18 protein-coding genes and 1 tRNA gene are annotated in these 18,783 nt (G+C 72.7%); 9 read left to right on the forward strand and 10 right to left on the reverse strand.

All coding sequences use genetic code 11. From position 1 onward, the window contains the following. Window positions 1–50 precede the first annotated feature (50 nt). Complete coding sequence (locus ACY34I_RS02250) at window positions 51–1,172, forward strand: globin domain-containing protein (protein WP_462751968.1); 1,122 nt, start codon at window positions 51–53, stop codon at window positions 1,170–1,172. A 121-nt stretch (window positions 1,173–1,293) separates the two neighbouring features. On the opposite strand, the gene ACY34I_RS02255 is transcribed toward ACY34I_RS02250, so the two are convergent. Next, window positions 1,294–2,817: a peptide deformylase gene (locus ACY34I_RS02255; protein WP_462751970.1), complete on the reverse strand. Its 1,524-nt coding sequence runs from the start codon at window positions 2,815–2,817 to the stop codon at window positions 1,294–1,296. Between the two features lie 324 nt (window positions 2,818–3,141). On the opposite strand from ACY34I_RS02255, the gene ACY34I_RS02260 reads away from it, so the two are divergent. Continuing rightward, the gene (locus ACY34I_RS02260; protein ID WP_462752520.1) at window positions 3,142–3,924 is read left to right on the forward strand and encodes an IucA/IucC family C-terminal-domain containing protein; all 783 of its coding nucleotides are present in this window, start codon (window positions 3,142–3,144) and stop codon (window positions 3,922–3,924) included. Between the two features lie 37 nt (window positions 3,925–3,961). Here the strand turns inward: ACY34I_RS02260 and ACY34I_RS02265 are convergent, their stop codons facing one another. Continuing rightward, window positions 3,962–5,773 (reverse strand): hypothetical protein, encoded by a 1,812-nt coding sequence (locus tag ACY34I_RS02265; protein ID WP_462751972.1) that lies wholly within the window; start codon window positions 5,771–5,773, stop codon window positions 3,962–3,964. 209 nt (window positions 5,774–5,982) lie between these two features. Between ACY34I_RS02265 and ACY34I_RS02270 the strand changes: the two genes are divergently transcribed. Further along, window positions 5,983–6,693, forward strand: a complete 711-nt coding sequence (locus ACY34I_RS02270; protein ID WP_462751974.1) for a class I SAM-dependent methyltransferase — start codon at window positions 5,983–5,985, stop codon at window positions 6,691–6,693. Window positions 6,694–6,759: 66 nt separating this feature from the next. On the opposite strand, the gene ACY34I_RS02275 is transcribed toward ACY34I_RS02270, so the two are convergent. After that, window positions 6,760–7,293 carry a YbhB/YbcL family Raf kinase inhibitor-like protein gene (locus ACY34I_RS02275; RefSeq protein ID WP_462751976.1) on the reverse strand — a complete coding sequence of 178 codons (534 nt, stop codon included), beginning with the start codon at window positions 7,291–7,293 and terminating at the stop codon, window positions 6,760–6,762. A 338-nt stretch (window positions 7,294–7,631) separates the two neighbouring features. On the opposite strand from ACY34I_RS02275, the gene ACY34I_RS02280 reads away from it, so the two are divergent. Beyond that, window positions 7,632–8,645, forward strand: a complete 1,014-nt coding sequence (locus ACY34I_RS02280) for a hypothetical protein (protein WP_462752522.1) — start codon at window positions 7,632–7,634, stop codon at window positions 8,643–8,645. A 106-nt stretch (window positions 8,646–8,751) separates the two neighbouring features. Here the strand turns inward: ACY34I_RS02280 and ACY34I_RS02285 are convergent. Next, window positions 8,752–8,840: transfer RNA gene (locus ACY34I_RS02285), tRNA-Ser, on the reverse strand. Window positions 8,841–8,938: 98 nt separating this feature from the next. Here ACY34I_RS02285 and ACY34I_RS02290 point away from each other — a divergent pair. Both ACY34I_RS02290 and ACY34I_RS02295 read left to right on the forward strand, forming a co-directional pair. Beyond that, a complete protein-coding gene (locus ACY34I_RS02290) occupies window positions 8,939–9,478 on the forward strand; it encodes an AAA family ATPase (protein ID WP_462751978.1) in 540 nt (179 codons plus the stop codon). 10 nt (window positions 9,479–9,488) lie between these two features. Next, window positions 9,489–10,463 carry an NAD(P)H-quinone oxidoreductase gene (locus ACY34I_RS02295; protein WP_462751980.1) on the forward strand — a complete coding sequence of 325 codons (975 nt, stop codon included), beginning with the start codon at window positions 9,489–9,491 and terminating at the stop codon, window positions 10,461–10,463. 4 nt (window positions 10,464–10,467) lie between these two features. On the opposite strand, the gene soxR is transcribed toward ACY34I_RS02295, so the two are convergent. Further along, window positions 10,468–10,929 (reverse strand): redox-sensitive transcriptional activator SoxR, encoded by a 462-nt coding sequence (gene soxR / locus ACY34I_RS02300; RefSeq protein WP_148801131.1) that lies wholly within the window; start codon window positions 10,927–10,929, stop codon window positions 10,468–10,470. Between the two features lie 46 nt (window positions 10,930–10,975). Here soxR and ACY34I_RS02305 point away from each other — a divergent pair, with 46 nt between their 5' ends. Together ACY34I_RS02305 and ACY34I_RS02310 are read left to right on the forward strand one after the other, a co-directional pair. Next, window positions 10,976–11,668, forward strand: a complete 693-nt coding sequence (locus ACY34I_RS02305) for a transketolase (RefSeq protein WP_462751982.1) — start codon at window positions 10,976–10,978, stop codon at window positions 11,666–11,668. A 2-nt stretch (window positions 11,669–11,670) separates the two neighbouring features. After that, window positions 11,671–12,558 (forward strand): transketolase family protein, encoded by an 888-nt coding sequence (locus ACY34I_RS02310; RefSeq protein WP_462751984.1) that lies wholly within the window; start codon window positions 11,671–11,673, stop codon window positions 12,556–12,558. 100 nt (window positions 12,559–12,658) lie between these two features. Here the strand turns inward: ACY34I_RS02310 and ACY34I_RS02315 are convergent, their stop codons facing one another. Then, window positions 12,659–13,366: a glycosyltransferase family 2 protein gene (locus ACY34I_RS02315; RefSeq protein WP_264998485.1), complete on the reverse strand. Its 708-nt coding sequence runs from the start codon at window positions 13,364–13,366 to the stop codon at window positions 12,659–12,661. A 263-nt stretch (window positions 13,367–13,629) separates the two neighbouring features. On the opposite strand from ACY34I_RS02315, the gene ACY34I_RS02320 reads away from it, so the two are divergent. After that, window positions 13,630–15,228: a ricin-type beta-trefoil lectin domain protein gene (locus ACY34I_RS02320; protein ID WP_462751987.1), complete on the forward strand. Its 1,599-nt coding sequence runs from the start codon at window positions 13,630–13,632 to the stop codon at window positions 15,226–15,228. A gap of 51 nt (window positions 15,229–15,279) precedes the next feature. Here the strand turns inward: ACY34I_RS02320 and ACY34I_RS02325 are convergent, their stop codons facing one another. The 4 genes from ACY34I_RS02325 to ACY34I_RS02340 all read right to left on the reverse strand — a co-directional run bounded on the left by ACY34I_RS02325 (window position 15,280) and on the right by ACY34I_RS02340 (window position 18,662). Beyond that, on the reverse strand, window positions 15,280–15,885 hold the full coding sequence (locus ACY34I_RS02325) for a hypothetical protein (RefSeq protein ID WP_462751989.1): 606 nt from the start codon (window positions 15,883–15,885) through the stop codon (window positions 15,280–15,282). A 59-nt stretch (window positions 15,886–15,944) separates the two neighbouring features. After that, the gene (locus ACY34I_RS02330; RefSeq protein ID WP_462751991.1) at window positions 15,945–17,396 is read right to left on the reverse strand and encodes a sensor histidine kinase; all 1,452 of its coding nucleotides are present in this window, start codon (window positions 17,394–17,396) and stop codon (window positions 15,945–15,947) included. Further along, window positions 17,389–18,081, reverse strand: a complete 693-nt coding sequence (locus tag ACY34I_RS02335; RefSeq protein ID WP_462751993.1) for a response regulator — start codon at window positions 18,079–18,081, stop codon at window positions 17,389–17,391. The genes ACY34I_RS02330 and ACY34I_RS02335 overlap by 8 nt, the downstream gene beginning before the upstream one ends. Window positions 18,082–18,149: 68 nt before the next feature. Further along, a complete protein-coding gene (locus ACY34I_RS02340) occupies window positions 18,150–18,662 on the reverse strand; it encodes a hypothetical protein (protein WP_148797908.1) in 513 nt (170 codons plus the stop codon). Between the last annotated feature and the right edge of the window lie 121 nt (window positions 18,663–18,783).

Here is an 18,783-nt window from a genome sequence, read left to right on the forward strand (position 1 = left end):
TGGAGATTCTATGCGGGCCCCATCCGCCGTCAGAAGAAGGAGCGTCCCCCGTGGAGAACTTCGCGCGGCTGCTGAAGGAGAGCTGGACCCTGGTCGAGGCGGACCGGGAACGGCTGAGCGGTCACTTCTACGCCCGGCTGTTCCTGCTCGACCCGGAGCTGCGCAAGCTCTTCCCGGTGCAGATGAACGGACAGGGCGACCGGATCCTGGAGGCGATCGTCACCGCCACGCAGACGATGGGGGACCCGGAGAGCTTCGACGAGTACCTGCGGGCGCTGGGCCGGGACCACCGGAAGTACCACGTCGAGTCCGCGCACTACGAGACCATGGGGGTCGCCCTGCTGGACGCGCTGCGCAGCACCGCCGGGGACGGCTGGAACCTGGAGTACGACCAGGCGTGGCGGGAGGCGTACGCCAGCATCTGCGAGAAGATGCTGGCCGGGGCGGCGGCGGACGAGAACCCGCCGTTCTGGCACGCGGAGGTGCTCACCCACGAGCGGTACGGTCCGGACACCGCCGTGCTGACCGTCCGTGCCCTCCAGCACCCGCTGCGCTGGCAGGCCGGCCAGTACGTCAGCGTCGAGGCGCCCCGGTACCACCCGCGGGTGTGGCGGACGTACTCGGTGGCCAACGCCCCGAACGAGGACAACGTGCTGGAGTTCCACGTGCGGACGCCGGCCGGCGCGGCGGGCTGGGTGTCCGGCGCGCTGGTCCGCCGGACCAGACCGGGGGACCTGCTGCGGGTGGCCGCCCCGATGGGGTCGATGACCGTGGACCGGTCGTCCACCCGGGACGTCCTCTGCGTGGCCGGCGGGGTGGGACTGGCCCCGATCAAGGCGCTGGTGGAGGAGCTGACCGAGGTCAACCGGACCCGCTGGGTGCACATCTTCTACGGGGCCCGCCGGCCGGAGGAGCTGTACGGCCTGCCGGGCCTGGAGGAGTTGGTCGCCGCGCACCCGTGGCTGTCGGTGACCCCGGCGTGCAGCGCCGACCTGGACTTCGACGGCGAGCTGGGCGACATCTCCGACGTGGTCACCCGGTACGGCCCGTGGACGGCCCACGACTGCTACGTCTCCGGCTCGGCGCCGATGGTCCGGGCCACCCTGCGCGCGCTCGCCGCGGACGACGTCCCGCCGGACCACATCCGGTACGACACCTTCGGCAACCTGTAGGCGTTTCTCCCCCCGATCCGGGTCGCGTGCCCCTGCCCCCTGGGGCACGCGACCCGGTCCCCCGGTCACCGGTACGCGGGCCGGGCCGGCAACCGGCCCGCGTACCGGAATCTCGCGGCGGTCAGTAGCGCCAGGGGTTGCCGGTCTCCCGATATTCCTCGACCGGCACCAGCGGCACGCCGGGGGCCATCCGGTCGACGTAGAGGTGCCCCTCCAGATGGTCGATCTCGTGGGCGACCAGCCGGGCCATGGCGTACTCGAAGGACGTGATGACGCGGCTGCCGTCCCACTGGGCGTGTTCCACGTCGATCCGCAGCGGCCGGGGCACCAGCCCGCGGTGGTCGAAGAAGGAGAGGCAGCCCTCGTACTGCTCGTCGGTCTCGGACGCGGCGTCCACCACCCGCGGGTTGAGCAGGACGACCGGGTCGGCCGTCCGGTCGGCGGGGCGGACCAGCGCGGCGGCCAGGCCGAGCCCGAGCTGCGGGGCGGCGATGCCGACGCCCTTGCTGAACGGGTGCAGCTCGTCGAGGCGGACCAGGACGGCGGAGAGCCGGTCGACGACGTCCCGGGCGTCCCGTTCCTCGCGGGGCAGGTCGAACTGGCGGGCCGGCTGCCGGAGCAGGTCGTCGCCGCGCTGCACGATGCCGGTGGCGCGCATCCGGTCGCTGGCGCGTACCCGGCCGGGGGGACCGTCGGGCTCGGCGTCCGGGGGTTCGCTGCGAAACCGCCACTGCAGCCGGTAGCGGGCGTTCAGCGGCGGGTCGTCGGTGGCCCAGTCGAAAAGAGCGCGGCCACCGTCGTGAGACCGCTGGATCGGGGTACGCAATGGCCCCTCCTCGGCGGAGAGGGAGGTCTCCACCCCCCACACCTTCGGGTCGAGGTCGGCGGGGAGGTCGAGCCGGACGGCGAGGTGCCGGGTGGGCAGGCGGACGGCGCGCTGGAACCAGGGGCCCCACTTGTCCCGGCCGACCCGGTAGGCGTACTCGATGGTGACCCGGTCGCCGGGGTAGAGCGGGAGGCGACCCTCGTCGTTCTCGAAGAGCAGCCAGATCTCCTTGAACGCGTCCCGGTCGTGCTTCGCCCGCCAGTGCATCGGCTCCCGCGCGCTGCCGTCGTCCCGGTAGGCCTTGAGTTGCAGCTCGGCGAACGTGAGCGGGTGCTCCCGGTGGTGCCGGTTGGAGCGGCCCGGGTCGTTGGGGTAGCGGTCGACGGCAACCCGGATCAGGTAGCGGGTGACCGGTTCGGTGCCCGCGTTGTAGAGCTCACGCCGGATCGCGCAGTGGTAGCCCTCGCCGGTGTGGGTGAGGGTGGCGGTCTCCCGCTCGACGACCAGGCCGGTGCCGGGCGGCAGCCACTGGCCGGGGACGGGCGGGTCCCGGTGCGACCCGCCGGAACGGCCGTGCCGCAGCTCGTCGTACTCCCGGAAACGCTGCCAGATCGCGCCGCTGGCCTCCAGGACGGCCTCGGCCCGGCGGGCGAAGTCCTCGGTGGGCCGGTGCCGGCGCCCCTCGACGTGGCTGACGTAGGACGGGTCGAAGCCCATCAGGGTGGCCAACTGCTTCTTGGACAGCCCTCGGCCGGTGCGGTGCCGGGCGAGTTCGGCCGCGAACGAGTCGGCGGCACGCTCGATCGGGGAGGTCGTCATCGGCTTCCTCGTACGCGGGAAGTCCATTTTCACGTTGGGTGGCCGAACGTGTACGGAAACTGCCTCGTATTCGACACTCGCCTTGACAATCCAACGGCGCCCGTCGATGCTTGCGCGGCCCCACCGCCACCGGGCGGCGTTTCCCACCGACCCTGACGGGTACAACGCGGCACGCGCCGCGGGCCGGTGGAGTGACCGGGACCTCTCCTTCTCTCCCTCGACGCGACTTTCCCCGGACCGGCAGCTGTGGTTAGGCTAGCCTTAGTTCGGGCCGACGAGCCGGCCGGTGCGCGACCAGACGGGGGCGGATCAGTGACAGCGGTGATGCCGAGGCGGGACATCGCCACGCCGCTCGCCCCGGTGACCGCGACCCTGCGCGCCATGTTCGGCACCGATCAACTGCCCGGGCTCGCGCCCGGCCTGCTGGTCACCGGCGACGAGGCCCGCTGGACCCCGGCCACCCGGCTGGTCGACGGCACCCTGCTGCCGGCGTTCCTGCGGGCGGCGGCCCGGCGTTGGGGCGGCACCCCGCACGCCTGCGCCGCGCTGGCGTGGAAGTCGTACAGCTACTGGACCGCGTTGCCGGTGGTGCTCGGCTGGGCCTCGGCCCGGCGGGTGCCGCTGGCGCACCCGGCCGACGTGCTGATCCACTTCGAGGACCAGCACCAGCTGTTCACGCTGGGCCTGCGCGGCTCGACCACGGTCGCCGTGCTGCCCGGCGACCCGCTGGCGCTGGCCGGGGCTCCCGGCGTGCAGGTGGTCGCCGACGAGGCCGCGCTGCTCGACGCGCTCCGCGACACGCTGCTCGACGCCCATTTCGCCCCGCTGATCGCGGCCATCCAGGCCGAGGTCCGGATCGGCACCCGTACGCTGCTCGGCTCGGTCGCCTCCGGCATCGCGCACGGCGTCCTGCGCGCCTCGGACGCGCTGCCCGGCTCCTCGACCGAGACCATCGGGGCGCTGCTCGACGCGCTCGACCTGAGCGACCTGGTCGAGTTGGTGCCCGGCCCGGGCGGCGAGCCGACCGTCCAGCGGCGTACCTGCTGCCTGGCCTTCACCCTGCCCCGGCCGAAGATCTGCCAGGGCTGCTGCGTCCGCCCCTCCTGACGGCACCGCGCCCGGTGCTGCCCGAGCGCGGGGAGGGTCAGCCGACCAGCGGGCGGACGTCCCAGAGCCACACCCCGCCGGTGAACACCGGCTCGATCCCGGTCAGCGCCGTCATCCCCCGGCCCAACGCGTCGGCCTGCCGCAGCCGGGGGTCGAGGACCACCGCTCCGGCCCGCCAGTAGCGCAGGTCGTCGAGCGCCGCCAGCCGGTCCTGCGGGCTGATCGGCGGCACCCCGTTGGTACGCCGGATCGTGGTGAAGAAGGTGCTGGTGGGGCGGGGCGGGGCGGTGAACAGGGCGACCCGGCCGGCGCCGGGACGGGTGTCCGGATAGAGGAAGTAGCCCCGGGCCAGCGGCATGCCCAGCCGGGTCTCGGCGGACCAGCGCAGCGGGTCGGCGTAGTCGGTGTCCGGCAGCGGCAGCGTGACGATGCTGTGCCCGCCGGCCACGTAGGGCCGCCAGGCGCCGGAGGTGACGAAGTCGGGTGTCGGGTCGAGGCGTACCGAGGGAAGCGGGGTGGGCAGGATCGGCAGCAGCGCCATGGTCAGCACCGTGGCCGTGGCGAACCGGATCTGCCGGCGGGCGGCTGGGTGGCGCCGGGCCAGCCGCCGGGTGTGGTCGGCGCCGAGCGCGAGCAGGATCCCGACGATCGGGGTGAGCGCCACCGACCAGCGGGTGGGCACCACCGAGTGCAGCACGGGCAGCCTCTCCAGCACGGCCCACGGCCCGGGGATCCCGGTGTCCCGCCCGTCGAAGCGGATCTGCCGGCCGAGGGAGAAGACGGCGAAGATCAGCCCCGCCGCGGCCAGGCCGAGCACCACGGCGTTGCGCCGCAGCCACCAGACCAGCGCGACCACCAGCACGACGAGCGGCCAGCCGAAGAAGGCGTTCTCCTCGGTGGCGTTCTTCACCAGCCGGGCGCTGGTGCGGGCGTCCCCGGCCACCGACTCCCGGGACCAGGCGACGAACGAGGCGAGGTCGGTGCGGTAACCCCGGATCAACCGGGACAACCCCTGGTACGCCCCGGGCCCGAAGAGCTGCACGTAGAGCGGGTACGCCAGCAGCACCCCGGCGACGACGGCGGCCACCCCGAGCCCGGCGCCGAAGGTCCGGGCCGACCGCCGCAGGGGTGGCCGGCCGACGGCGAGCGCGACCACCACCACGCCGAGCCCGATCGCGGTCATCAGCAGGATCTCCAGGTTGAGGAAGGCCTGCCAGACGATCACCAGGCCGAGCAGCACGCCGTTGCGCAGCCAGCGGCCCGGGTCAGCCAGGCGCAGCGTCCGCCAGATGATCAGTGGCACCACGAACTGGCTGACGATGTTGGGATGGGCGTTGGCGTGCGAGACCATCGCCGGCGCGAAGGCGCAGAAGCCGGCCCCGAGCCAGGCCGCTCCCCGGGCCCCGACGAGCACCCGGGACAGGAGGAAATACCAGGCCACACCGGTGGCGAACATTCCGACGGTGAGGAAGACCAGAAATGCCGTGCGCGGCCCGAACAGCAGGGTGATCGGCGTTATTGGTAATGAAACGGATAGTACTGACGTATTTGCCATCAAATTGACGCCGTCCGGCACATTCATCCGGTCGGAGGCGAACGGGTAGACAAAATCGGTCAGCACCCGCGCCCCGTGCGCCATCATCCACTCGAACTGCGCCTGATCGGTGCGGTTGTCCCGCACCCCGTGGGCCGGATTCACCCAGAACCGGGCGGTCACCCAGAAGGCGAGCAGCGCGAAACTGAGCACGGCGGCGGCATCGACCCACCTTCCCCGCGCCGGCCCGCCACCCTCGTCGGGCCCGTCCTCGCCGGCACCCTCGCGGGCGGCGTCCGATTCAGGAGTAGTCATGACAATTCAGAGCGTAGTCAGGGAATGGCGCTGCCGTGCATGTTTCTGGGTACTGGCGTACTATGTGCCGAGTTCGCCGACCGCCGATCACGTGCCCACCCCCGACCGCAATTCGGCCACCCCCGGTACCCCGATTCCCGCACCATCCATCGGGATGGTTGACTCTGTCGGTCCAGGCGCGGGTCAGTCATATCGTGAGGAATCGACGCATGGCAGATATCACTGGGGATCAACGCGTCCAGTCCGAGGTGCTCGAAGGCCTGGCGACAGCGGTCAACCACCGGAGGTGGTTCGTCGAGCTGGCCGTGCCCTACCTCGGTGACAATCCCATCGAGATCGGCAGCGGGCTGGGCGACTACGCGCTGGAGTGGTCCGAGCACCTGCCTCGGCTCACCGCCACCGAGGCGGACCCGGACCGGCTGGTCCGGCTCAAGGAGCGGCTGGCCGAGCACCCCACCATCGAGGTCCGGCAGATGCTGCTGCCGCACTCCGACCGCGGCGACTACAGCGCGGCCGTGTCGTACAACGTGCTGGAGCACATCGAGGACCACGTGGGCGCGCTGCGCAGCATGCGGGACCTGGTCCGGCCCGGCGGCGCGGTGATCATCATCGTGCCGGCGTTCCAGTTCGCGATGAGCCCGGCGGACATCGCGACCGGCCACGTCCGGCGCTACACCAGGAAATCGCTCGCGGCGGCGATGACCGAGGCCGGCCTCACCGTGGAGAAGATCCACTACGCCAACGCGCTCGGCCTGATCGGCTACTTCATGGCCACCAAGGTCTTCCGGCTGATGCCCAAGGAAGGCCCGATGGTGAAGATCTACGACAGCCTGGTCCTCCCCGCCACCAAGGCGGCGGAGCAGCGGCTGCGCCCGCCGTTCGGCCAGTCCGTCTTCGCGGTCGCCCGCGTCCCGGGCTGAGCTCGCACCGGAAACGGGGCCTCCGCCGACGCGGAGGCCCCGTTGTCCGTCACGGCTCGCGGCCGGTCACTCCGCGATCTGGTACGTCGGGCGGATCACCGCCCGGGCCAGCGTGTGGAACGCGAGGTTGAAGCCGACGTAGGCCGGGCTGGCGGCCGGGCCCACGTCGAGGCGCTCCACGTCCACCGCGTGCACCGCGAAGACGTAGCGGTGCGGGCGGTCGCCGGGCGGCGGGGCGGCGCCGCCGTAGCCGGTGTCGCCGTAGTCGTTGCGGATGCTGAAGGCACCGCCGAGGTCGCTCTCCTTCACCCCGCTGGGCAGCGCGGTCACCGAGGCGGGCACGTCCACCAGCACCCAGTGCCAGAAACCGCTGCCGGTCGGGGCGTCCGGGTCGAAGCAGGTCACCACGAAGCTCCTGGTGTTGTCCGGGAAACCCGACCAGGACAGTTGCGGGGAGACGTTCTCGCCGCCGGTGCTGCCGTGCGCGTACCGCGCGTCCATCGGCTCGCCGTTGCGCACGTCGTCACTGGTCAGCGTGAACGACGGCACCGTCGGCAGCAGCTCGTACGGGTCAGGGGCGATCGGTCGTTCCAGGGTCATCGGGAGGATCCTTCCAAGTGCGCGAATTCCTCCGCCCCTTCATACCCCGCCAGCGCCCGCAGTGCGCGGGGACGCGGCGGACCCGGGCCACACCGGCCAGCCCCGCGATGTGCGCCTCCCAGCCTGTCCTCCCGGCGTCTTGCCTGCTGGCAAGACGCAGAAGTGGCAGGCCGGGGGTTAACCCCCGGCCCGACCGGGGGTTGACCGGCGGACGCGTCCGGGGGCCTGTCGGATGGTTGGGCGGGACGAATTCGCCGAGGCTGGTGGACACGTCAGCATCGTCCAAGGCCGGCCCGTTCAGAGAGCTACGACCGGCTGATCCTCGTATGGAGCGTCCCATGACCGCCCTTACCACATGTCTCAACGCACTACGCGGCTGGCATCGCCCGCTGGTGGCGAACGCGACGCTCATGTTCACCCTGACGTTGGTCTCCGCCGTCGGTCTGTTCGTCGACGATCGCCTGCTCATGGGCGAATCGGTCTGGGTGAAACCGATGAAGTTCGGCTTCGCCATGGGCGTCTACGGCCTGACGCTGGCGTGGCTGCTCAGCAAGCTGAGCAAAGGCAGACGTTTCGGTTGGTGGCTCGGCACCGTGTTCGCGGTCGCCAGTCTGCTGGACGTCGGTGCCGTCGTCTACGCTGCGACACACGGCACCTTCAGCCATTTCAACAACAACGCCGAGCCGGTCGCTCAAACCGTGCGGACGGTGTTCTCCATCGGCGTCGGGCCGCTCCTGCTGATCACTCTGATCATCGCGGTCCTGGTCCTGATCCAACGCACCGGCGACCGCGCCATGGCCCGCGCCCTGCGCGCCGGACTCGGACTTGCCATCGCCAGCATGGTCGTGGCCCTCTGGCTCGGCAACTCCTCGGGCGCAACAGCCCGCACGCTGACCGACGCCAACGGCCACCCGGTGTCCATGAACGGCGGCCACGGCATCGGCGACCCCGACGGCCACGGAATGTTCCTCACCAACTGGAGTACGACCGGCGGCGACCTTCGCGTACCGCACTTCGTCGGCCTGCACGCCATCCAGGTGCTGCTGCTCATCACCGCGATCCTGGGTGCACTCGCGACCAGTCATGGCTGGCTCCGCGACGAACGGGTTCGGGCCCGGCTGGTCGGCGTCGCCGGCCTCGGCTACACCGGTGTCTTCGCGGCGCTCACCTGGCAGGCGAAGCGAGGAATCCCGGTGACCCACCTCGATCGGCAGACACTGATCGCCTTCGCAGGGGTGGCGGTGTTCACCCTCGTGACGGCCGCCGCTGTGGTCGTCGCTGCGCGTCAGCGGTCCGCGTCGCCCACCGCACGGGAGCAGCGCGATGAAGTGTCGGCCGTGGCGGCCCACTGAGCGCCATTGGTGAGGTTTCCCGCGGCGGCCCGAGGAGACCGACCAAATGCCAGGACGCCCCCTGGCCGGCGTTTGCGCTGGTCAGGGGGTGTTTTGGCGGTTCCGGCGGAGGGTGTGGGATTCGAACCCACGAAGGACATCGCTGCCCTTACCGGTTTTCAAGACCAGCGCCATCGGCCACTAGGCGAACCCTCCCGGGCACGTCCCCCGCGGGGGTACGCGACCGTGCCTAGTCTGCCACGGGCCGGAAATGGGCGAGCCTCCATCCCACCCCCGCTGAAATGATGTCCGCCGTGTGGGAGACCCCAGCGGTGGTGCTGATCACCGGAATCATGGCGGCGGGCAAGTCCACTGTGGCCGAGCTGCTGGCCCGGCGGCTGGCCCGCTCCGTGCACCTGCGCGGTGACGTGTTCCGGCGGATGGTGGTGAACGGGCGCGCCGAGATGACCGCGCAGCTGTCGGACGAGGCGTGGCGGCAGCTCCGGCTCCGCTACGACCTGGCCGCCACGGTGGCGGACCGGTACGCCGCGGGGGGCTTCACCGTCGTCCTCCAGGACATCGTGATCGGCACCGAACTGCCGGCCATGGTCGAACGGATCCGGCACCGGCCGCTCGCGGTCGTGGTGCTCGCGCCCCGCGCCGAGGTGGTCGCCGCCCGCGAGCGGGACCGGCCCAAGCAGGGGTACGGGGACTGGCCGGTGGCCGACTTCGATGCCGCGTTCCGCGCCGAGACGCCCCGGATCGGGCTCTGGCTGGACACCTCGGCGCAGACGCCGGAGCAGACGGTGGACGAGATCCTGGCTCGGGCGTGGACCGACGGGCGGATCGGGTAAGACTGGGGCCATGCACGCGATCACGATCCCGAAACCCGGCGGACCCGAGGCACTCGTCTGGTCGGTGGTGCCCGACCCGGAGCCCGGCCCGGGCGAGGTGGTCGTCGAGGTGTCGGCGAGCGCGGTGAACCGGGCCGACCTGCTGCAACGGCAGGGGCACTACCCACCGCCGCCGGGCGCGCCGGCGTACCCGGGATTGGAGTGCTCCGGGGTGGTCGCCGCGCTCGGTCCCGGCGTGTCCGGCTGGCAGGTGGGCGACCAGGTCTGCGCGCTGCTGGCCGGCGGCGGGTACGCCGAGCGGGTGGCCGTGCCGGTTGGGCAGTTGCTGCCCGTGCCGCGCGGCGTCGACGTGGTCGACGCGGCCGCGCTGCCCGAGGTGGCGTGCACGGTCTGGTCGAACGTGGTCCAGCTCGCCCGGCTGGCCGCGGGCGAGACCCTGCTGGTGCACGGCGGGGGCAGCGGGATCGGCACGTTCGCCATCCAGCTCGGCGGGGCGCTCGGCGCGACGGTGGTGGCGACCGCCCGGGCGGGGAAGCACGAGCGGCTGCGCGAGCTGGGCGCCGCACACACGATCGACTACCGCGAGCAGGACTTCGTCGAGGAGGTCCGCCGGGTCACCGACGACCGGGGCGCGGACGTGATCCTGGACATCATGGGCGCCGCGTATCTGCCGCGGAACGTGGCGGCGCTGGCCACCGGCGGCCGGCTGCTGGTGATCGGCATGCAGGGCGGCCGCAAGGGCGAACTGGACCTGGGAATGCTGCTGGCCAAGCGCGGCTCGGTCCACGCGACGGCGCTGCGTTCCCGCCCGTTGGACGAGAAGGCGGAGATCGTCCGGGGGGTACGCGAGCAGGTGTGGCCGCTGGTCGAGTCCGGGAAGATCCGGCCGGTGGTGCACGCCCGGGCGAAGCTGGCCGACGCCGCCGACGCGCACCGGCTGATGGAGACGAGCGACCACCTGGGCAAGGTGCTGCTGGTCCGGTGACCGGTCAGGCCGGCGCCGGGTCCGGGTCGGGGCGGGGCAGCATGAGCCGGGCCCCCGGGCCCTCGGCGGCCAGCGAGTCGTCGGGGTTGTAGAGGGTGCACCGCTGCAGCGACAGGCAGCCGCAGCCGATGCAGCCGTCTAGGTCGTCGCGGAGCTTGCCGAGCAGCCGGATCTTCTCGTCCAGCCGGTCCCGCCAGCTGCGGGAGAGGGCGGCCCAGTCGTCCGGGGTGGGCGTGCGCGACGACGGCAGCGAGTCGAGCGCCTCGCGGATCTCCTCCAGCGAGACGCCCACCTGCTGCGAGATCCGGATGAACGCCACCCGGCGCAGCTCGGTGCGGGCGTACCGGCGCTGGTTGCCGCCCGTCCGCTCGGACCGGATCAGCCCGAGCCGCTCGTAGTAGCGCAGCGCGGAGGGGGCCACCCCGCTGCGGGCGGAGAGCTGTCCGATGGTGAGTGCTTCGTGCATCACAGAGCCTTGAGTTGAAGTGCGCTTCAACTCCGAGGCTAGCCGCATGACGACGACCACCGCCACCGACCCCGCCGTGCTGCGGGCGCTGCTCGACCGGGTACGCGCCGGGCGCGAGTTCGGCGCGAACGTGTACTCGACGCTGGACGTGCTCCAGGTGCTCTACGACCGGGTGCTCCGGATCACCCCGGAGACCGTCGACGACCCGGACCGGGACCGCTTCCTCCTCTCCAAGGGGCACGCGGTCGCCGGCTACTACGCGCTGCTCGCCGCGAAGGGCTTCGTCCCGGTGGCGTGGCTGGACGACCAGGGCGGGCCGGACAGCCGCCTCGGCGACCACCCGGACCGGCTGCTGGTCCCCGGCGTGGAGATCGGCTCGGGGTCGCTCGGGCACGGGCTCGGCCTGGGCGTGGGCACCGCGCTCGGGCTGCGGGCCCAGGGCCGGTTCGACCCCCGGGTGTACGTGCTGCTCGGCGACGCCGAGCTGGACGAGGGCTCCAACCACGAGGCGATCGCGTACGCCGGGGCGACCGGGCTGGCCAACCTGACCGCGATCGTGCTCGACAACCGGTCGGCGAGCCACGGCTGGCCGGGCGGCGCGGCGAGCCGGTTCACCGTGAACGGGTGGACCGCCGCGACCGTGGCCGGCCGGGACCACGAGGCCCTGCACACCGCCCTCACCGGGCACGACAACCACCGGCCGCACGTCGTCGTCGCGGTCGTCACCGACGGGGAGTGAGCATGCGCGACACCTTCGTGGCCACGGCCACCGCCTTCCTGGACGACCCCCGGACCGCCATCGTCCTGGCCGACATCTCCGCCGCGGCGTTCGCGCCGGCCGCCGCGCGTCACCCGGACCGGGTCATCAACGTCGGCATCCGGGAGCAGTTCATGGTGGGCGTGGCGGGCGGGCTCGCCCTGACCGGACAGCGGCCGATCGTGCACAGTTACGCGCCGTTCCTGGTGGAGCGGGCGTACGAGCAGATCAAGCTGGACCTCGACCACCAGGGGGTCGGGGCGGTGCTGGTCAGCGTCGGCGCGTCGTACGACCGGGCGGCGGCGGGCCGTACCCACCTGAGTCCGGCGGACGTCGCGCTGATCGACACCCTGCACGACTGGACGGTGCACGTGCCCGGCCACCGGGACGAGGTGCCGGGGCTGCTGCGCGACGCGGTGTGCGGGCAGGACTCGGCGTACGTGCGGCTGTCCACCCAGAGCAACGCGCGGGCGTACCCCGACGCGGGCGACCTGCGGGTGGTCCGCGACGCCGGGCCGGGCGCGCCGCTGCTGGTGGCGGTCGGGCCGGTGCTGGACCAGGCCCTCGCGGCGGTCGCCGGCCTGCCGGTCACCGTGGCGTACACCCATCGGCCGCGCCCCTTCGACACGGCGGGGCTGCGGGCCCTCGCCGGCGCCGAGGTGATCCTGGTCGAGCCGTACCTGGCGGGCACCTCGGCCCGGGTGGTCGGCGCGGCGCTGGCCGACCGGCCGCACCGGCTGCTCGCCCTCGGGGTGGGCCGGTCGGAGTTGCGCCGCTACGGCACCCCCGAGGACCACGACCGCTGGCACGGCCTGGACGCGGCCGGTCTGCGCCGGTCGGTCGACGCGTTCCTGTCGCCGGTCCCCGCCTGAGCGAGCACGCGGGCGCGGATCCGGCGACGAGAACGACGGGACCCCGCAACTCCGGCCGGTGCCGGAGCGGCGGGGTCCCGTGTCGTCGGTGTGGCGAGGGTCAGGACGCGGCGGGGCCGACCGGGCGGCGCCGGGCGCGCTCGCGGGCCAGGATCCAGATCGCCTCGACGCCGTCCTTCCAGGTGATCTTCTTGCCCTCCTCGCGGCCCCGCGCGCGGTAGCTGATCGGCACCTCGTACGGGCGGATGCGCTGGCGGAGCAGCTTGCCGGTGACCTCGGCCTCCATCCCGAAGCCGCGGGAGCGGATGTGCAGCGAGCGGTAGAGCTCCAGCGGCATCAGCTTGAAGCAGGTCTCCAGGTCGCCGATGTAGGAGTTGAAGAGCACGTTGGCCGCCATGGTGACGCCCTTGTTGCCCATCACGTACCAGAAGCTGTAGGCGCTGTGGCTGCCGAAGGTCCGATTGCCGTAGACGACGGTCGCCCGGCCGTCGAGCACCGGCTCGAGGAGCCGCGGGATGTCCTGCGGGTCGTACTCGAGATCGGCGTCGAGAATGACCAGGTAGTCGCCCTCGGCGTTGTCGACGGCGGTCTTGATCGCCGCGCCCTTGCCGGCGTTGCGCTGGTGGGTGATCACCCGCAACCGGGCGTCGTCCACCCGGCCGAGCACCTCGGCGGTGCCGTCGCGGCTGCCGTCGTCGACGACCACGAGTTCGATCTCGCACGGGTAGTCCACCGCCAGCGCCTGCTTGAGGGCATCCGCGATGCGTTCTTCCTCGTTGTAGACCGGCATGAGGATCGACAGCTTCACGGGTTCTCCACGGTGGCGATGGCAAGTCGGGCCTAGCGTAACCTGGCTGGTCGCCGAGGTCACCAGAGCATGGCAGGGAATTCGACGACCCTGAACCCCCGGCCGGTGCGCTGCCGACCGTACGGCCGATCCGATCTGTCGGAATGGTCCGCTTCCGCACGCGTCCACAACGTTTCCGAGACACATTCACAATCTCGTCTCCATTCGGTTACCGTCTGGTAACTCAATCGACGTCGAACGGTTGAGCCGAAAGGAGTGCGTCGATGCTTGGTACCCCCGCCAGGCGCGGCCGGACGACCCGACGGCGGACCCTGGCCGTCGTGTCCGCCGCCGCTCTCGCCCTACCGCTGCTGGTCGGACCGGCGACCCCCGCGGCCGCCGTCGACCGGCCCGCCGTCCAGCCGCTCCCCGCCGCCCTGGAGACCGTCCGGGCCGCCGAAGCCACCGCCCTCTACGGATCCCCCGACCTCCGGCCGCTGGACCAGCGGCGGACCGCCCTGGTCACCATGGGCGACAGCGAGATCTCCGGGGAAGGGGTGGGCAACTACGTCCCCGGCACCCACGAGAACGGCAACTGGTGCGACCGCTCGTACGACCAGGCCGTCTTCCGCACCGGCATCCCGGCCGACGAGCGCTACAACCTGGCCTGCTCGGGCGCCACCCCGTGGCACCTGATGGCCGGCGGCCCGACCCAGCACAACGAGCTGAACCAGGGCGACTACCTGGCGATCAAGGCGCGCAACACGCACGTCAAGCTGATCTGGGGGGTCGTCGGCGCGAACGGCGACGGCACCATCCAGTTCGGGCCGGTCGCCACCGACTGCGCGATCCGCCGGGTCTTCTTCCAGGGGCCGTGCTGGCCGACGTACACCGACCAGTGGACCGTCCGCACCGACGGCAGCCGGCGTGCGGTCGAGGATGCCCTCACCTCCATCCGCCAGACCATGACCTCCGCCGGCTACCTGCGCTCCGACTACGAGCTGGTGCTGATGTCGTACCCGAGCCCGGGCAGCCCGGACGTCGAGGACAATCCCGACTTCCCCGGCTGGTACGCCGGCGGCTGCCTGCTCTACCTGGCCGACATGGCGTTCGCCCGGAACAAGGCCGTGCCGCTGTTCGAGTCGGCGCTGCGCGCGGCCGCCGCCAACACCGGCACCCGCTACCTGGACGCCAGCCGGCTCTTCCACGGTCACGAGGTGTGCACCGACAACACCTCGGTCCGCGGCCTCTACATCGAAGTCGGGATCTGGGACGAGAACGCGGCCCGGCAGTCGTTCCACCCCAACTACCGGGGGCACGGCATGTTCGCCCGGTGCATCACCCAGTTCTGGAACTCCGGACAGCAGCAGGCCACCTGCGTGGACCCGGCCAGCACCGGGCAGGGCGTGCTGGTCGACGGGCTGCTGGCGTTCAAGCAACTGCGCAACGCCGCCACCGGCACCTGCGTGGACGGCAAGGGGTACGACTCGCGCAACGGCACCGTCCAGCAGTCGTACGCCTGCCACGGCGGGCGCAACCAGGGCTTCTGGTACGACCCGGTGCGGCAGTCGCTGCACTCCGAACTCTCCCACGACCGCTGCCTGGACGTGACGGGCGGCTCGCTGACCGCCGGCACCACGGTCAACATCTACGACTGCCACGGCGGGCCCAACCAGAAGTTCGTCTTCGCCGGCAACCAGCTCAAGCCGGCCGGCGCGACCGACCTCTGCGTCGGCCTCGACAACCCGTTGCTGGGGACCCCCCGGCTGCGGCTGGCCACCTGCTCCACCAGCACCCGCCAGCAGTGGTCCTTCGAGTCCCGGTCGTACACCAACCCGGTCGGCTACGGCCACGCCGACTTCATCGGCTCCCGGGTCTACTGAGAAACGGCGTCCGGGCCGGCGCGGTCGACGCGCCGGCCCGGACACCCCGGCTCACTGCTTGACCGGGACCACGATCAGCCGGGCCACCCCGTTGTCGCCGTCCTTGGCGCCGGCCACGCCGATCGTCGTGCCGACCTTGATGTCGCTCGGCTGCACGGTGGTGCGCCGCTCGACGACCCGCAGCTTGTCGCCGAAGGTCCAGGTCATCGTGAAGCCGTCGGTGGACCGGACGGTCATCTGCTGGCCGTCGATGGCGGTCACCTGGCCGCGCTGGACCGCGACGGTCCGCGTACCCCCGTCTTTGGTCTGCACCACGACCTCGCCGTGCAGCGTGTTCTTCCGCAGCAGCACCCGGGCCCGGTGCCGCTTCCGCCACTCCTCCCCCCGCTCGCCCCGCTTGTCCTGGGGACCGGCCTGCTCACCGGCCGAGGCGGAGGCCGACGGCGCCGGGGCGGCGACCGGGTCGACGTCCAGGTCGGCGGCGTCGAAGCCGAGCGCGGCCAGCGCCTGGCCGTCCGCCCCCATGGCGGCGGCCACCTCGACCGCGGTCTCCTTCGCCGCGCCCTCCGCGACCTGGGCCGGGCCGCAGCCGGTGAGGCCGAGCGCGGCCGCCGCGAGCAGCGCGGTGACGCCGGTGACGATTCCCTGACGTGCCATCGGTTGTCCTCTCTCGTCCGTGGTTGCGGTCAGTTTCGCCCGGGCGGACGAGCGGACCGTCAGGCGGATGTTCGGGTCAGGTAAGGATCACCGGGCAGCCGGACGGTGAAGGCCGCGCCGCCCTCCGGTGCGTGCCCGGCGGCGATGTCGCCGCCCAGGCGGCGGACCAGCCCGGCGGCGAGCGCCAGACCCAGGCCGCTGCCCACCTTGCGCACCCCCCGGTACCGCTGGTGCAGCGCGCCGCGCTCGAACGCCACGGCCAGGTCGTCGTCGGTGAAGCCGGGTCCGCCGTCGCGGACCTCGACGACGCCGCCGGCGGCCGGGTCCGCGCCAGCCGGCCGGACCGCGAGCACGATCGGCGCCCCCGGCGGTACGACCCGCAGCGCGTTCTCCAGCAGCCCGTCCACGACCTGCCGGATCCGCCCCGGATCGGTGTACGCGGGCACCGGCCCGCCCGGCGTCTCCACCCGGAACCCCACCCCGACCGCCGCGCACCGGTCGGACCAGGTCCGTTCCGCGTCGGCGGCCAGCCTGCTCAGGTCGACCGGGCCCGGTTCCAACGGGAAGTCGGCGGCCTCCAGGCGGGCCAACGCCAGCAGGTCGGCGACCAGCCGGTCCAGGTGCTCGGCCTCGCCGAGCATGGTGCGCCCGGTCGCCGGCACCGCGTCCGCGTCGATCACCCCGTCGGCCAACGCCTCGGCGTAGCCGCGGATCGCGGTAAGCGGGGTGCGCAGCTCGTGCGAGACGGAGAGCAGGAACTCCCGCTGCCGCCCCTCGCTGGTGGCCAGCGCGGCGGCCAGCCCGTTCAGCGCGTACGCCAGGTCGGCCACCTCGTCCGGCGGCTCCACCGGTACGCGGACCGCCCGGTCCCCGCCGCGCAGCCGCGTCGCGGCCCGGGCGGCGGTGCGAATCGGCCGGGCCAGCCGGCGGGCGAGCAGCAGCCCGGCGACCACCCCGGCGGCGAGCCCGGCGAGCAGCGGCAGCCAGAGGCCGCGCAGCACCTGCCGCCAGGGTCCGCTGGTGGTGGCCCGGGTCAGCACCAGCCCGTCACCGCCGGGCAGCGCCCGTCCCTCGACCAGCGCCCGCTTCCCGTTGACCAGCCGCCGGCCGGAGACGTCCCGCCCGGACGACACCCGGGTCACCACCTGCCGGGGCAGGCCGGGTCGGTCCGCCTGGCCGGCCCGGATGAGGTACACGTCGATGTCCTCCTGGCGGAGCTGGCGGATCAGCCGCTCCCCGGCGGCGTCCCGCTGCCGAGCCGCGCTGACCCGGAGCACACCGGCCGCGAGCCGGGCCTGGGCGGCCAGCGCCTCCTGGTCGCGCCGCTCCACCCCGCGTACCGCCAGCGGGACCGCGACCAGCGCGGTGACCAGCACCGACACCAGCGCCACCGCGCAGGTGACCAGCACCGCGCGAGCGGTCAGGGTGTGCGCGAGGCGGCGCCGGGGCGGGGCCGGGCGGGGTCCGAGCACCGGCAGCGCGACGGTGGGCTGGTGGGCGTGCTCAGGCATCGGCCGCGTACCCGACGCCGCGGTGGGTGCGGATCACGCTGGCGGAGCCGAGCTTGGCGCGCACCTGCGCCACGTGCACGTCCACCGTCCGGGTGCCGGCGTGCGCGGCGTACCCCCAGACGCCGGCCAGCAGTTCCTCCCGGGTGAAGACCCGGCCGGGCCGGGCCATCAGGTGCGCGAGCAGGTCGAACTCGGTGGAGGTGAGCTGGACCGGGACGCCGGCCGCGGTGACGGTCCGGCGGGCCGGGTCCAGGGTGACCGGGCCCACCACCCGGGGCTGTTCGGCCCCGGCGGGCGGCCCGGCGGCCCGGCGCAGCACCGCCCGGACCCGGGCGACCAGTTCGCGCGGGCTGAACGGCTTCGTCACGTAGTCGTCCGCGCCCAGTTCCAGGCCGACGATCCGGTCGACCTCGTCGTCGCGGGCGGTGAGGAAGATGACCGGCGTCCAGTCGCCGGCCTCGCGTAGCCGCCGGCAGATCTCGGTCCCGGCCATGCCGGGCAGCGCGATGTCGAGCACGCAGGCCACCGGGCGCAGCCGCCGCGCGGCGGCCAGCCCGGCCGCGCCGTCCCGCTCCAGGTGTACGCCGAACCCGTCCCGCGCCAGATAGAGCCGGACCAGGTCGGCGATGGCCGGCTCGTCCTCCACCACGAGGACGAGCCCGCGCTGCGCGGTGTCGGCGGTCACCGGCCAATGATTACCGACCGGTGCCCGACCGGGACGTCAGGGATTGTTCGGGTTCGGTAAGGACCCGGTCAGCGCACCGGCGCCGGGCGGAACACGGTTGGCCGGGTGCCGACCGGCGGCTCGCCGATGGTGGCGACCAGTCGCTCCGCCGACGTCCGGAGCCGGGTCCGGAAGGCGTGGTTGAGCAGGGCGTCGACCTGCCACACCTGCTTCGGGTGATGGGTACGGATGAGGAACCGCTCGCGCACCCCGTCGATCGCGGTCGCGGCCAGCTCGACGCTGTGCGACCGGGGGTCGGGGCTCCAGGTCACGTTGCTCAGCTCGCGCAGTTCGGTGTTGAGGTGCAGGCGCAGGCGGTGCAGCACCCGGGTCTGCTGGGTCACCACCAGGCGGCGGTGGGTGAGGAGCATCAGGTACTCGCCGCCGACCGGGTGGTCGGGGCGGCTGCATCGGGTCACCAGGATGGTGGCGTCGCCGGAGCCCACGCACCGGCGGAAGATCGGCATGTGCCGGCTGACCGTCTGGGTCGCCAGGCCGGTCTCGGCGGCGGCCGGAAGGAACGTTCGCGAGAACACGTCCATGCAAGATGCAACGAGCATGTGACCAGGGGTGATATGGGTCACTCCCGATTTCTGGAACTTCCACAGTTGCAAATCGCACTCGCTGTCCGACATCCGGCCCGGCCCGACGGCCGCTGCCGGC

The organism is Micromonospora sp. RTBAU3-60 (assembly GCF_054963695.1).